Here is a 14,619-nt window from a genome sequence, read left to right on the forward strand (position 1 = left end):
TGGCAGTGCTGCCGCGCCGCGAGCTCGACGAGCTGCTGCGGCGGGAGGCCGTGGCGCACGGCGCCCGCTGGCTCGCGCCGGCGCGCTTCGAGGCGCCGCTGTTCGATGCCGACGGCCGGGTGGCGGGTGCCAGGCTGGCCTTGCCGGACGGCAGCTCGCGGGCGCTGCGGGCCCGCTGGACGGTGCTCGCGACCGGCGCGGCCGCCGGGCCGCTGGTGGCGGCCGGCGTCTGCGAGCGCCGCCTGCCCAGTGGCATCGCCCTGCGGGGCTACGTGCGCAGCGAGGCGCTGGCCGTGCGCGTCGCCGGGCTCGAGGTGGTGTGGCACCGGGCGCTGCGGCGCGGCTACGGCTGGATCTTTCCGTGCCGGGACGGGGTCTTCAACATCGGCGTCGGACTGACGCGGGGCCGGGGCGCCGGTGCCGTGCCGCCCGAGGCCAACCTGCGCGAGCTGTTCGACGCCTTCGTGCGCCTGCATCCGACCGCGCGCGAGCTGATGGCGACCGGCCAGTCCCTGGGGCCCTTGAAGGGCGCGCCGCTGCGCTGTTCGCTCGAAGGGGCACGCTGGTCGCGGCCCGGGCTGCTGGTCGCGGGCGAGGCGGCAGGCAGCACCTACCTGCTAACCGGCGAGGGCATCGGCAAGGCGCTGGAGGCCGGCCTGCTCGCGGCGCAGGCCATCGCCGAGGGGTGCGAGGCACGGGCGCCCGATGGCGCGGTGCGCGCGCGCTACGAAGCCGGCCTGCACGCGCTGAAGCCGCGCTTCGCCGCCTACGAGCAGGCCAACCGCATCAACGAGCACCCATGGCTGGCCGATCTCGTGATCTGGCGCGCCCGCCGCAGCCGGCGCCTGGTGCGTCAGCTCGGCGAAGTGCTCGAGGAAAGCCGCAGCCCGGGCCCGCTCGGGAGCGCCGGGGGCCTGCTGCAACTGCTGCTGCCGCTCGGCGGCTCCTCTTGATTAGGGCCAGCCTTGAGCCTATAAGTCGTTCATGGTTTCCTGGCTCGTCGCAAGACGAAAAGGAGGGTGCCGTGAAAAGACGCATCTACTGGCTGATGCCGGACCTGGCCAGCGCCAGGCGTGCCATGCGCGACCTGCTGCAGGCCCGCGTCGAGGTCGCGCATATCCATTTCGCCGGGCCGGAAGGCATGGACATGACCGGCCTGCACGCGGCCAACGTGTGGCAGACCTCGGACGTGGTCCATGCGGCCAAGACCGGGTGGACGCTGGGCACCGCCTGCGGCATCGCCGCCGGCTTGGTGGCCGCGCTGCTGTTCCCGCTGGTCGGCGAAGAGCCCGAATGGGGATTCGCCGCGCTGGTCGGGGTCCTGGGCGGCGTGGTCGGCGCCTGGTCGGCCAGCATGGTCGGCATCTCCATCCCGAGCCCGCGGCTGCAGCGCTTCGAGGGCGCCATCGCGCAGGGCCAGATCCTGCTGATGGTCGACCTGCCGGCGATGCGCGTGCGCGAGATCGAGGACCTGCTGCAGACCGCGCATCCCGAGGCCCGGTTCGAGGGCGAGGAAGGGCAGATCCCGGCATTCCGCTGAGGCGCGTCCGCGCGCCGCAGCGTCGATGCCGACCCCGGGGGAACGCACATGACCATGGCCGTCGTCCTGCTGCTCATCGTGGTCGGGTCGGTGCTGTTCCACGTCTTCAATCCGTGGTGGACGACCCCGCTGGCCTCGAACTGGCAGCAGATGGACGACACGCTGACCATCACGCTGGTGATCACCGGCGCCTTCTTCGTCGCGATCAACCTGTTCGTCGTCTATGCGCTGGTGCGCTTTCGCCACCGAGAGGGCCGCCGGGCGACCGAGCAGCCCGAGAGCAAGCGGCTGGAGCGCTGGCTGATCGGCGGCACGACCGTCGGCATCATGGCGCTGCTGGCACCCGGGCTGGTGGTCTATGCGAACTACGTGCGGGCGCCGCACGACGCGCTGGTGCTCGAGGTCGTGAGCCAGCAATGGCAATGGCGCTTCCGCTTCCCGGGCGCGGACGGCAAGCTGGGGGCGAGCGATGCGCGCTTCGTCGGCGCCGCCAATCCCTTCGGCCTCGACCCGGCCGACCCCGCTGGTCAAGACGACCTGCTGGTCGCGGCCGACGAGGTGCACCTGCCGCTGGGCCGGCCGGTGCTGGTCCTGATGCGCTCGCACGACGTGCTGCACGACTTCTTCGTGCCGTCGTTCCGCGCCCGCATGAACACGGTGCCGGGCCAGGTCAGCCGCTTCTGGTTCACGCCCACCGTCGCCGGGCGCTACGAAGCCCTGTGCGCCCAGCTCTGCGGCGTCGGCCATCCCAACATGCGCGGCTTCGTGGTGGTGCAGGACGTGGCCGCCTTCAATGCCTGGCAGGCCGCGCTGCCGACCTTCGCCAGCACCCAGGCCAAGGCCGCCGCCCCGGCCGGCGCGGCGGCGGGCTCCGCCGTCGAGCAGGGCCGCGCCCTGGCCGACGCGAAGGGCTGCACGGCCTGCCACACGATCGACGGCAGTCCGCGCGTGGGGCCGACCTGGAAGGGCCTGTACGGCAAGACCGAGACCATGGCGGACGGAGGCAGGGCGCTGGTCGACGAGGCCTACCTGCGCGCCTTCATCCGCGATCCGCAGGCCCGCCAGGTGAAGGGCTTCGCGCCGGTCATGCCCAAGATCGACCTGAGCGACGAGGAGCTGGCGGCGCTGGTGGCCTACATCCAGAGCCTCGGCAGTGCGCCGACGCAGGCCGCCACCGACAAGGGGGTGCAGCGATGAAGCCCGCGACCAAGAAGTTCCTGACGCACTATGTCTGGAGCCAGGACCACAAGGTGATCGCGATCCAGTACGCCTGCACCGCCATCGCGGTCGGGCTGGTGGGCGTGGTGCTGTCCAACCTGATGCGCCTGCAGCTCGGCTTTCCGGGCCAGTTCGAGTTCATCAACGCCGAGCGCTACTACCAGTTCGTGACCATGCACGGGATGATCATGGTGATCTACCTGCTGACCGCGCTGTTCCTCGGCGGCTTCGGCAACTACCTGATTCCGCTGATGGTCGGCGCCCGGGACATGGTCTTTCCCTACCTCAACATGCTGAGCTTCTGGGTCTACCTGCTGTCGGTGGTGGTGCTGATGGCGAGCTTCTTCGTCGAGGGCGGCCCCACCGGCGCGGGCTGGACGCTGTACCCGCCGCAGTCGATCCTGCCCGGCACGCCCGGCCATGCGGGCGGCATCGTGCTGATGCTGGTGTCGCTGGTCATCTTCATCGTGGCGACCACGATGGGCGGCCTCAACTACGTGACGACCGTGCTGCAGGCGCGCTGCGAAGGCATGACGCTGCTGCGCATGCCGCTGACCGTCTGGGGCATCTTCGTCGCCACCATCCTGGCGCTGCTCGGCTTCCCGGCGCTGTTCGTGAGCGGCGTCATGCTGCTGCTCGACCGCACGCTCGGCACCAGCTTCTTCATGCCGGCGCTGGTGTCGATGGGGCAGGCGAGCGGCTACAAGGGCGGCAGCCCGCTGCTGTTCCAGCACCTGTTCTGGTTCTTCGGCCACCCGGAGGTGTACATCGTGGCGCTGCCGGCCTTCGGCATCGTCTCCGACCTGATCAGCGTGCACGCCCGCAAGAGCATCTTCGGCTACCGCATGATGGTCTGGGCGATCGTGGCGATCGGCGGCCTCAGCGTGGTGGTGTGGGCGCACCACATGTTCGTGAGCGGCATGAACCCGTACTTCGGCTTCTTCTTCGCGACCACCACGCTGATCATCGCGGTGCCCACGGCCATCAAGGTCTACAACTGGGTGCTGACCCTGTGGCATGGCGACATCCACCTCTCGGTGCCGATGCTGTTCGCGCTGGCCTTCGTCTGCACCTTCGCGATCGGCGGCCTGACCGGCCTGTTCCTGGGCAACGTGAGCGTGGACATTCCGCTCTCCGGCACCTACTTCGTGGTCGCGCACTTCCACATGGTGATGGGCGTGGCGCCGCTGCTGGTGGTGTTCGGCGGCATCTACCACTGGTTCCCGAAGATCACCGGCCGCATGCTGGACGACCGGATCGGCAAGATCCACTTCTGGATCACCTTCCTCGGCACCTACGCCATCTATTTCCCGATGCACTACCTGGGCGTGCTGGGCATGCCGCGGCGCTACTACAGCTTCGAGGGCTACCAGTTCATCCCGGCCTCGGCCTTCAGCCTCAACACCTTCATCACGGTGGTCGCCCTGGTGGTCGGCGCGGCCCAGCTGCTGTTCGTCTTCAACCTCGCCTGGAGCGCCTGGCGCGGCCGGCCGGCCACGGCCAATCCCTGGCGCGCCGCCTCGCTCGAATGGCAGACCCCGACGACGCCGCCGGGCCATGGCAACTGGGGGCCGCAGCTGCCGGTGGTCTATCGCTGGGCCTACGCCTACGGCGTGCCGGGCCAGGGCGAGGACTACATCGCCCAGAACGCGCCGCCCGAGGCCGGGGGGCTGGAGCCCGAGGCGCGCGGCCGAAGCGAGGGTGAGGCCCGGGGGGCGCCTGCATGAGCCGCCGGGCCGCTCCCAAGGCGAATACCGTAGCGCTGCTGCGCGGAGGTATGCCAATGAACGCCAGCGCTGCCTTGCGCGCCGGCGTCGCCCGCGGCGGCCGGCCGCCCGACACCCGGGCCAGCGCGGCCGGCATCGGGCTGTGGGTGTTCATGGGCGTGGCCACGGCCTTGTTCTCGCTGTTCGTCATGGCCTACGTGATGCGCATGAACGGCAGCGATGCGGTCGCCATCCCGCTGCCCTGGCAGCTCTGGCTCAGCTCGACGCTGCTGGCCATCGGCAGCGTCGCGCTGCAGCGGTCCGCCACCGCGGCGCGCGGCGCCGAACCGGCGCGGGCCCGCCGCCTGCTGTGGGCCGGCGGCCTCTGCGCGCTGGCCTTCCTGGCGGTGCAGCTCTGGGCCTGGCAGGCGCTGACGAGCACGCAGGTGACGCCGGCCGGCAATCCGGGCGCCGCGTTCTTTTACCTGCTCACCGCCATGCACGGGCTGCACGTGATGGGCGGGCTGGCCGCATGGGCCTGGACGGTGCACGCCGCCTGGCCCGACCCCGCCGCGGCCGCCTGGCGGATCGCGCTGTGCGCGCGCTACTGGCATTTCCTGCTGGCGGTGTGGGGGGTGCTGTTCGCCCTCTTGGGCTGGGTGACGCCGGAGGTGGCGCGTGCCATCTGCGGCACGCCGTGAAGAGTAGGAGGCCGCGATGAACGCCGTGTCGATCGCACCAGGGATGCCGAGTGCTGCCACGCCGGCCACCGGATGGCGCGGGCTGATCGCCGACTGGTCGTCCGACCGCCAGGCCTTCCACGTCTCGTGGGGCAAGGCGATGATGTGGATCTTCCTGTTGAGCGACACCTTCGTCTTCAGCTGCTTCCTCACCGGCTACATGACGGTGCGGGTCTCGACCACCGTGCCGTGGCCGAACCCGAGCGAGGTGTTCGCGCTGCATGTGGGCGGGGCCGACATTCCGCTGCTGCTGATCGCGATCATGACCTTCGTGCTCATCAGCAGCAGCGGCACGATGGCGATGGCGGTCAATTTCGCCTACCGCCGCGACCGCGTGAACGCCGCCACGCTGATGCTCGTGACCGCCACCTTCGGCGAGCTCTTCGTCGGCATGCAGGCCTTCGAATGGTCCAAGCTGATCCTCGAAGAGGGCGTGCGGCCCTGGGGCAACCCGATGGGGGCGGCGCAGTTCGGCTCGACCTTCTTCATGATCACGGGCTTCCACGGGCTGCATGTGTCGGCCGGCGTGGTGTTCCTGTTCATCGTCGCCTTCAAGCTGGTCCGCGGCGACTACGAGAAGACCGGCAACTACCAGATCGTCGAGATCGCCGGCCTGTACTGGCATTTCGTCGACCTGGTGTGGGTGTTCATCTTCGCGCTGTTCTATCTCTGGTGAGGTCGATCATGAATCCAGCCACCGCCCAGCAACAACATCCGATCAGCCTCTACCTCAAGATCTGGGGGCTGCTGTTCGTGCTCAGCACGCTCTCGTACCTGGTCGACTACTTCCATTTCCAGGGCTATCTGCGCTGGGGCCTGATCATCCTGTTCATGCTGCTGAAGGCGGGCTTGATCGTCTCGGTCTTCATGCACATGGCCTGGGAGCGGCTGGCGCTGGTCTACGCGATCTTGCTGCCGCCGCTGTGCCTGCTGGTGCTGGTGGGACTGATGTTCGCCGAGGCCGGCCACACCTTGCTGACGCGGCTGCTTTTCTTCCACTAGGAAGGCGCTGGCCCGACGCGCTCAGCGGTGCACGATGTAGCGCGTCACCACCGGCAGCGTCTCGCCCACGTGGAACGCCAGCCGCCGCTCGCGCAGCGCCATGTCGGCCGCGGTCGCGCGATGGAATCGCCGCAGGTGCTCGGTCCAGGTCTCGTCGACGATCTGCTCCAGGTAGCGGCCCGGTTCCCCGATGTCGTGCAGCAGTTCCCAGGCGATCGCGCCCTGGCTCAGCCGCGCGCGCCGGGTCTGGTGCATCACCAGGTGGAAGGCGGCGGCGCGCGCCGGGTCGATCAGGTACTCGACGGTGACGACCACCCGGCCGGCCTCGTCCGGCGCGCTGGCCGGCGGACCGGCGGCCCAGCCGTGCTGCGCCGGGCGGGTGTCGTCGTCCTCGCCCGCGCCGTCGGTCACGTAGCGCAGCGCCAGCCACATGCACAGGACCCCGGTGGTCGCGGCGACGCCCAGGCTGACGTAGATCGAGCTGAGCTCGGCCACCTGGCCCCAGAGCGCCGCACCCAGGGCGCTGGCGCCCATGATTGCCATCTGGTACATCGACATGCCGCGGGCCCGCACCCAGTCCGGCAGTGCCAGCTGGGCCGACACCGAGAGCGAATTGGCGACCGTGATCCAGGCCATGCCGCCGAGGAACATCGCCGGCACCGCCACCCAGGCGTTGGGCGCGACCGCCATCACCGCGGTGGCGCCGGATTGCAGCAGGGTGCCGCGCATCACCAGCTGGTCGCGCACCAGGGCCTGGCGCAGCCGCGGCAGGAACAGCACGGCCACGATGGCGCCCGAACCCATGGCGGCCAGCAGCAGCGTGAAGGTGCCGGCGCCGCCGCCCTGGAGATTGCGCGCCAGCAGCGGCAGCAGGGCCAGCACGGCGGTCGAGTGCAGGAAGAAGATCGAGATCCGCGTCAGCACGGCGCGCATGCGCGGCGACTGCCGCACGAACTGCACGCCGACCCGCATCGCGCTGATCAGCCGCTCGCGGCCCAGGGGGTTGGGCGTGTGCTCGCGCCGCCAGTGCAGCACCACGAAGCCCGAGGCCACGCACAGCACGGCGTTGAGCGCGAACACCCAGACCGTGCCGGCGCTTGCGATCAAGGTGCCGGCGACCAGCGGGCCGATGATGCGCGAGGCGTTCATCGAGATGCCGTTGAGTCCGAGCGCGGCCGGCAGATGGCTGCGCGGCACCAGCTCGGGCACGATGGCCGAGAACACCGGCCAGCGCAGCGCCAGCCCGATGCCGTTGGCGAAGGTCAGGGCCAGCAGCAGCGGCGCGCTCATGAGGTCGAAGACCACCGCTGCGCACAGCACCACGGCCGAGCCGGCGAGCCAGAACTGGGTGGCGACCAGCCAGCGCCGGCGGTCGAGGATGTCGGCCAGCGCGCCGCTCGGCAGCCCGAGCAGGAACACCGGCAGGGTCGAGGCCGATTGCACCAGCGCGACCCAGATCGGCGAGGTGGTCAGCGAGGTCATCATCCAGGCCGCCGCGACGTCGTTCATCCACATGCTGACGTTGGCGATCAGCCAGGTGCTCCAGAGCATTCGGAACACCGGGATCCGCAGCGGCTCCAGCGGGCCGACCCGGGAGGCTGGGACGGGCGGCGTGACGGGGGTTTCCTGGGGCGAGATCGGCGGCATCGCGGCCTATTGTCTTCGGCCCGGCCGCGCCGGCGTGTCGGCCGGGCGCCCGGGCGCCAGATGCTCGAGCGGCAGGGCCCGGCTGGCCTTGACCTCGCCGAGCGAGAAGCTGGTGTGCAGGTCCTTCACGTTGGGCAGGCTCATCAGGTGCTGCAGCGCGAAGCGCGAGAAGCTGTCGAGGTCCTGCGACACCACCTGCAGCTCGAAGGTGCCGGTGCCGCTGATGTAGTGGCAACTGGTCACCTCGGGCAGCCTGCGGATGGCGTCCTCGAGCTTGCGCGTGGCGTCGACCGTGACCCGCTCGGTGTCGACGCGCACGAAAGCGAGCACGCCGAGCCCGATCTTGTGGCGGTCGATCTCGGCGTGGTAGCCCTTGATGTAGCCGGCTTCCTCGAGGGCGCGCACCCGGCGCCAGCAGGGGGCCGCCGACAGGCCCACGCGCTGCGACAGCTCGGCATTCGTCAGGCGGCCGTCGGCCTGCAGTTCTTGCAGGATCGCGAGGTCAAACTTGTCGATGCCTTCCATTTGGTGCCATTTTAAGCAAGAGTCTTTCAAGAAGGTGGCTTGAATGGGTACAAAACGCAAACACCTGTCGAGACAGCAGGCATACACTTTGCGTCATGATGGCCGAGGGGCAGCCGACCCGGCTGCCCCGCAAAGCCACGCCCACAAGGCCCAGCCCTGGAGACAGACACGATGAACGCCCCCCTGCCCGAGCACATCCGCCGCGCCCTCGAAACGGTCACGCTCGACGACAAGTACTCGCTCGACTACGGCCGCGCCTTCATGAGCGGCGTCCAGGCGCTGGTCAAGCTGCCGATGCTGCAGCGCCTGCGCGACCAGCAGCAGGGCAAGAACACGGCCGGCTTCATCAGCGGCTACCGCGGCTCGCCGCTCGGCGGCTACGACCAGGCGCTGTGGAAGGCCAGCAAGTTCCTGAAAGAGCAGAACATCGTCTTCCAGCCCGGCGTCAACGAAGAGCTGGCCGCCACCGCGCTATGGGGCACCCAGCAGCTGGGTTTCTCGCCGGCGGGCACCAACAAGTTCGACGGCGTCTTCGGCATCTGGTATGGCAAGGGCCCGGGCGTGGACCGCTGCTCGGACGTCTTCAAGCACGCCAACATGGCCGGCACGACCGAGTTCGGCGGCGTCATCGCGGTGGCCGGCGACGACCACATCTCGAAGAGCTCGACCGCGGCGCACCAGAGCGACCACATCTTCAAGGCCTGCGGCACGCCGGTGTTCTTTCCCGCCAACGTGCAGGAAATCCTCGACCTCGGCATCCACGCCTTCGCGATGAGCCGCTTCGCCGGGATCTGGTCGGGCATGAAGACGATCCAGGAGATCGTCGAATCCAGCGCCACCGCGATGATCGACCCCGAGCGGGTCGACATCGTCATCCCGACCGATTTCCAGATGCCGCCCGGCGGGCTGCACATCCGCTGGCCCGACCATGCGCTCGAGCAGGAAGCGCGGCTGATGCACTACAAGTGGTACGCCGCCCTCGCCTACATCCGCGCCAACCGGCTCAACCACAACGTGATCGAAGGCCCGAACGACCGCTTCGGCATCATGGCCAGCGGCAAGGCCTTCAACGACACGCGCCAGGCCCTGATCGACCTCGGCCTCGACGACGCCGCCTGCCGCCAGCTCGGCATCCGGCTGCACAAGGTGGCCGTGGTGTGGCCGCTCGAGGCGCAGCTCACGCGCGAATTCGCCACCGGCCTGCAGGAGATCCTGGTGGTCGAGGAAAAGCGCCAGGTCATCGAATACCAGCTCAAGGAAGAGCTCTACAACTGGCGCGGCGACGTCCGGCCCAACGTGGTCGGCAAGTTCGACGAGGGCGAGGTGCACGAGGCCGAGGGCTATTCGGGCGGCGAATGGTCGATGCCGAACCCGACCGCGCACACGCTGCTGCGCGCCAACGCCGACCTGAACCCGGCGCTGATCGCCAAGGCGATCGCCCAGCGCCTCAAGAAGACCGGCCTGCTGGCTGCGGCCGGCGCCGACATGGCGGCTCGCATCGACGCCCAGCTGGCGATCCTCGAGGCCAAGGAGCGCGCGATGGCCGCGCCCAAGTCGCTCGGTGCCGCCGACGCCACCCGCCAGCCCTGGTTCTGCTCGGGCTGCCCGCACAACACCAGCACCGTGGTGCCCGAAGGCTCGCGCGCGATGGGCGGCATCGGCTGCCACTTCATGGCGACCTGGATGGATCGCTCGACCATCGGCTTCACGCAGATGGGCGGCGAGGGCGTGCCGTGGGTCGGCCAGCAGCCCTTCACGACCGACCAGCACATCTTCGCCAACCTCGGCGACGGCACCTACTTCCACAGCGGCCTGCTGGCGATCCGCCAGAGCATCGCGGCCGGCGTCAACATCACCTACAAGATCCTCTACAACGACGCGGTCGCCATGACCGGCGGCCAGCAGGTGGGCGAGCGGCCCGAGGGCCATTCGGTGCTGCAGATCGCCGAGAGCCTGCATGCCGAGGGCGCGGTCAAGGTGGTGGTGGTCACCGACGAACCCGAGAAGTACCAGGGCGTCAACGTGCCGGGCGAGAACGTCAAGGTGCGGCATCGCGACGAGCTCGACGAGATCCAGCGCGAATTCCGCGAGATCAAGGGCACCACCGCCATCATCTACGACCAGACCTGCGCCACCGAGAAGCGGCGCCGCCGCAAGCGGGGCACGGCGGTCGATCCGGCGGTGCGGGTGGTCATCAACGAGCTGGTCTGCGAAGGCTGCGGCGACTGCAGCGTCAAGAGCAACTGCCTGTCGGTGGAGCCGCTGGAGACCGAATTCGGCCGCAAGCGCACCATCAACCAGAGCACCTGCAACAAGGACATGCGCTGCCTGAAGGGCTTCTGCCCCAGCTTCGTGACGGTCGAGGGCGGGCAGCTCAAGAAGAAATCGAAGAGCAAGGGCGCCTCGCCGGCCGAATTGGGTGCGCTGCCCGACCCCGAGATTCCGGTGCTGGGCGAGGGCCAGGTCTGGGGCGTGGTGGTGGCCGGCGTCGGCGGCACCGGCGTCATCACCATCGGCCAGCTGCTCGGCATGGCGACCCACATCGAGGGCAAGGGCATCGTCACCCAGGACGCGGCCGGCCTGGCGCAGAAGGGCGGCGCCACCTGGAGCCACGTGCTCATCGGCGAGACCCAGGACGCGATCCGCACCACCCGCGTCGGCACCGCCGCGGCCGACCTGGTGCTGGCGGCCGACCCGCTGGTGGCGGTCAATGCCGAAACCACGGCGCGCATGCGCGAAGGCCGCACGCGGGTCGCGCTCAACAGCCACAGCACGCCGACCGCCGCTTTCGTGCGCAACGCCGACTGGGTCAACCCGCAGCAGGATTGCGCCAACGAGATCGCGCGGGTGGTCGGCGCCGATGCGGTCGGCGCCTTCGACGCCGATGCCGCCGCCACCGCGCTGATGGGCGACAGCCTGTACGCCAACCCCATGCTGCTGGGCTTCGCCTGGCAGAAGGGCTGGATTCCGCTGGACCACGCGTCGCTGATGCGGGCGATCGAGCTCAACGCCGTGGCCATCGACAACAACAAGCAGGCCTTCGAGTGGGGCCGCCAGGCGGCCGAACGCCCGGCGGAGCTGCAAAAGCGGGTGCAGCCGGGGCAGGTCATCGAGTTCAAGCGGCGCGAGACCGTCGAGGCCCTGGTGGCGCGCCGCGCCGAGTTCCTCACCGGCTACCAGAACGCCGCCTACGCCGACCAGTACAAGGCCTTCGTCGCCCGGGTGCAGCAGGCCGAATCGGCGCTCGGCAAGAGCAGCCTGACCGAGGCCGTGGCCCGCTACCTGTTCAAGCTGATGGCCTACAAGGACGAATACGAAGTGGCGCGGCTGCACGCCGACCGCAGCTTCCTCGACCGGGTCGAGGGCATGTTCGAGGGCGACTTCAAGCTCAACTACCACCTGGCGCCGCCGATCATCGCGAAGAAGAACGCCAAGGGCGAGCTGCAGAAGCAGAAGTTCGGCCCGGCGATGCTGACCGGCTTCAGGCTGCTGGCGAAGCTCAAGGGCCTGCGGGGGACCGCGCTCGACATCTTCGGGCGCACCGAGGAGCGCCAGACCGAGCGCGCGCTGATCGGCGAATACCGCGCCAGCATCGAGGAAGTGATCGCCGGCCTGACGGCCGCCAACCACGCCACGGCGCTGGAAATCGCCGGGCTGCCCGAGCAGATCCGGGGCTACGGCCACGTCAAGGAGCGCAACCTGGCCGCGGCCCGGGTGCGCTGGGCCGAGCTGATGGCCAAGTGGCGCCATCCCGAGGCGGCCGCCCGCGCCGCCGCCTGAAGCACCGGCGCCAGGGGCCGCAAAGCCCCGAAAACCCCAAGCACGGCCCCGGAATAGGGTCGTCTGCCCTCTATACAATGCCCGGTGCTGTGCGCGGCCAGGTTCCGCGCTGCGTGGCCGCTGGGTGCGGCCGCGGATGCACCGGTCCTTTCCCATCCGGAGGGCCGGCGCTCCTCTTCTTTCCCTCTGTTGGAGACTCCCTTGTTCATTTCTTCTGCTTTCGCCCAGGCCGCACCCGCCGCCGGTGGTGGCGACATGATGTCCTCGCTCGGCAGCATGCTGCCGCTGGTGCTGATGTTCGTGGTCCTGTACTTCGTCATGATCCGCCCGCAAATGAAGCGCCAGAAAGAAGCGCGCGCCATGATCGAGGCCCTGGCCAAGGGCGATGAGGTCGCCACCTCGGGCGGCATGCTCGGCAAGATCACCCAGCTCGGCGAGCAATACCTGACGGTCGAGATCGCCAAGGGCGTCGAAGTCCAGATCCAGCGCAGCGCCGTGATCCAGGTCTTGCCCAAGGGCGCGATCAAGTAAGTAGTGCCACAACACGGGCGCCGGACGCCGCGCGCCCCCGAAGGTTGAATCGATGAACCGATATCCGGTCTGGAAGTACGCGATCATCGTGGTCGTGCTGCTGGTGGGGCTTGTCTACGCCTTGCCCAATTTCTTCGGCGAGGCGCCCGCGGTGCAGGTGTCGTCGGCCAAGTCGACCGTCAAGGTCGACGCCGGCACCCAGGCCCGCGTGGCCGAGGCGCTGAAGGTCGCCGGGCTGGTGCCCGACCTGCTGACGCTCGACGCCACCTCGGTGCGGGCCCGCTTCGCCTCCACCGACGACCAGCTGAAGGCGCGCGACACCCTGCAGCACGCCCTGGTGCCCGACCCGAGCGACCCGCCGTACACGGTGGCGCTCAACCTGGTGTCGCGTTCGCCGAGCTGGCTCACTGCGCTGCATGCCTTCCCGATGTACCTGGGCCTCGACCTGCGCGGCGGCGTCGACTTCCTGCTGCAGGTCGACATGAAGGGCGCCATCGACAAGCGCGCCGAATCCTTCGCCAGCGACCTGCGCACCGGCCTGCGCGACAAGAGCGTGCGCGGCAGCGCGGTCAGCCGCAACGGCCAGACCATCGAGATGCGCTTCCGCGATGCCGCCGGCCTGGATGCTGCCAAGCGGCTGCTGCAGGACCAGTTCCCCGACCTCACGGCGGTCGAAAGCCAGGAAGGCACCGACTTCAAGCTGGTCGCCTCGATCAAGCCCGAGGCCGTTCGCCGGCTGCAGGACGCGGCCCTGAAGCAGAACATCACGACCCTGCACAACCGGATCAACGAACTCGGCGTGGCCGAGCCCGTGATCCAGCAGCAGGGTCTGGACCGCATCGTCGTCCAACTGCCCGGCGTCCAGGACACGGCCAAGGCCAAGGACATCCTGGGCCGCACCGCCACCCTCGAGATGCGCCTGGTCGACGAGAGCGCCGAGGGCCGTGCCGCCGAGTTGGGCACCGGTCCGGTGCCCTTCGGCTCGGAGAAGTTCCTCGACCGCCAGGGCCGCCCGGTGATCGTCAAGAAGCAGGTGCTGGTCACCGGCGAGAACCTCACCGACGCCCAGCCCGGCTTCGACTCCCAGACCCAGCAGCCCAAGGTCGACCTGACCATGGACGCCAAGGGCGGGCGCATCATGCGCGACGTCAGCCGCGAGAACTTCCGCAAGCGGATGGCGATGCTGATTTTCGAAAAGGGCAAGGGCGAGGTGCTGACCGCGCCGTCGATCAACGGCGAGCTCGGCAACCGCTTCCAGATCTCGGGCTCGATGAGCGTGGTCGAGGCCAACGACCTGGCGCTGCTGCTGCGCGCCGGTTCGCTGGCGGCGCCGATGGAGATCATCCAGGAACGCACCATCGGCCCGAGCCTGGGTGCCGACAACATCAAGAAGGGCTTCGACAGCGTGATGTACGGCTTCGCCGCGATCATGGTGTTCATGTGCCTGTACTACGCGCTGTTCGGCGTCTTCTCGTCGATCGCGCTGGCGGTCAACCTGCTGCTGCTGGTGGCGATCCTGTCGATGCTGCAGGCCACGCTGACCCTGCCCGGCATCGCCGCCATGGCGCTGGCCATCGGTGTCGCGATCGACTCCAACGTGCTGATCAACGAGCGCATCCGCGAGGAACTGCGCGCCGGCGCCTCGCCGCAGGCCGCCATCCACGCCGGCTACGAGCGCGCCTGGGGCACGATTCTCGACTCCAACGTCACCACGCTGATCGCGGGTGTCGCGCTGCTGGCCTTCGGCTCCGGGCCGATCCGCGGCTTCGCGGTGGTGCATTGCATCGGCATCGTGACCTCGATGTTCTCGGCCGTGTTCTTCTCGCGCGGGCTGGTGAACTTCTGGTACGGCAGCAAGAAGAAGCTCAAGACGGTGTCGATCGGCACCGTCTGGAAGCCCGACACCACCGCCGTGGCCAACGCGAAATAA

Annotated in this window: 12 protein-coding genes; 10 read left to right on the top strand and 2 right to left on the bottom strand. The window is 69.2% G+C overall.

The window, feature by feature from the left end; all coding sequences use genetic code 11:
* The 7 genes from AC1DF3_RS11525 to AC1DF3_RS11555 form a co-directional block, all read left to right on the top strand.
* Window positions 1–953 (top strand): NAD(P)/FAD-dependent oxidoreductase (locus AC1DF3_RS11525; protein WP_478139688.1); only part of this gene is annotated, 953 nt, incomplete at its 5' end.
* Window positions 954–1,024: 71 nt separating this feature from the next.
* Window positions 1,025–1,540 carry a DUF1269 domain-containing protein gene (locus tag AC1DF3_RS11530; protein WP_478139689.1) on the top strand — a complete coding sequence of 172 codons (516 nt, stop codon included), beginning with the start codon at window positions 1,025–1,027 and terminating at the stop codon, window positions 1,538–1,540.
* Window positions 1,541–1,588: 48 nt separating this feature from the next.
* Complete coding sequence (locus AC1DF3_RS11535) at window positions 1,589–2,737, top strand: cytochrome c oxidase subunit II (RefSeq protein ID WP_478139690.1); 1,149 nt, start codon at window positions 1,589–1,591, stop codon at window positions 2,735–2,737.
* The gene (ctaD, locus tag AC1DF3_RS11540) at window positions 2,734–4,485 is read left to right on the top strand and encodes a cytochrome c oxidase subunit I (protein WP_478139691.1); all 1,752 of its coding nucleotides are present in this window, start codon (window positions 2,734–2,736) and stop codon (window positions 4,483–4,485) included. The genes AC1DF3_RS11535 and ctaD overlap by 4 nt, the downstream gene beginning before the upstream one ends.
* A gap of 56 nt (window positions 4,486–4,541) precedes the next feature.
* Window positions 4,542–5,165, top strand: a complete 624-nt coding sequence (locus AC1DF3_RS11545; RefSeq protein ID WP_286533450.1) for a cytochrome c oxidase subunit 3 family protein — start codon at window positions 4,542–4,544, stop codon at window positions 5,163–5,165.
* Between the two features lie 16 nt (window positions 5,166–5,181).
* On the top strand, window positions 5,182–5,880 hold the full coding sequence (locus AC1DF3_RS11550; protein WP_286519804.1) for a heme-copper oxidase subunit III family protein: 699 nt from the start codon (window positions 5,182–5,184) through the stop codon (window positions 5,878–5,880).
* 8 nt (window positions 5,881–5,888) lie between these two features.
* A complete protein-coding gene (locus tag AC1DF3_RS11555; protein ID WP_286519805.1) occupies window positions 5,889–6,206 on the top strand; it encodes a cytochrome C oxidase subunit IV family protein in 318 nt (105 codons plus the stop codon).
* Window positions 6,207–6,227: 21 nt separating this feature from the next.
* On the opposite strand, the gene AC1DF3_RS11560 is transcribed toward AC1DF3_RS11555, so the two are convergent.
* Both AC1DF3_RS11560 and AC1DF3_RS11565 read right to left on the bottom strand, forming a co-directional pair.
* Window positions 6,228–7,853, bottom strand: coding sequence for an MFS transporter (locus AC1DF3_RS11560; RefSeq protein ID WP_286533453.1), 1,626 nt, complete (start codon window positions 7,851–7,853; stop codon window positions 6,228–6,230).
* A gap of 6 nt (window positions 7,854–7,859) precedes the next feature.
* Entirely contained in the window at window positions 7,860–8,378 is a 519-nt protein-coding gene (locus AC1DF3_RS11565) for an Lrp/AsnC family transcriptional regulator (protein ID WP_286533454.1), read from the bottom strand.
* A gap of 171 nt (window positions 8,379–8,549) precedes the next feature.
* On the opposite strand from AC1DF3_RS11565, the gene AC1DF3_RS11570 reads away from it, so the two are divergent.
* The 3 genes from AC1DF3_RS11570 to secD all read left to right on the top strand — a co-directional run bounded on the left by AC1DF3_RS11570 (window position 8,550) and on the right by secD (window position 14,619).
* Complete coding sequence (locus AC1DF3_RS11570) at window positions 8,550–12,158, top strand: indolepyruvate ferredoxin oxidoreductase family protein (protein WP_478139692.1); 3,609 nt, start codon at window positions 8,550–8,552, stop codon at window positions 12,156–12,158.
* A 201-nt stretch (window positions 12,159–12,359) separates the two neighbouring features.
* On the top strand, window positions 12,360–12,689 hold the full coding sequence (yajC, locus tag AC1DF3_RS11575) for a preprotein translocase subunit YajC (RefSeq protein WP_286509705.1): 330 nt from the start codon (window positions 12,360–12,362) through the stop codon (window positions 12,687–12,689).
* A 52-nt stretch (window positions 12,690–12,741) separates the two neighbouring features.
* Window positions 12,742–14,619: a protein translocase subunit SecD gene (secD, locus tag AC1DF3_RS11580; RefSeq protein WP_286533458.1), complete on the top strand. Its 1,878-nt coding sequence runs from the start codon at window positions 12,742–12,744 to the stop codon at window positions 14,617–14,619.

This window comes from Variovorax sp. 10N432, assembly GCF_056394465.1.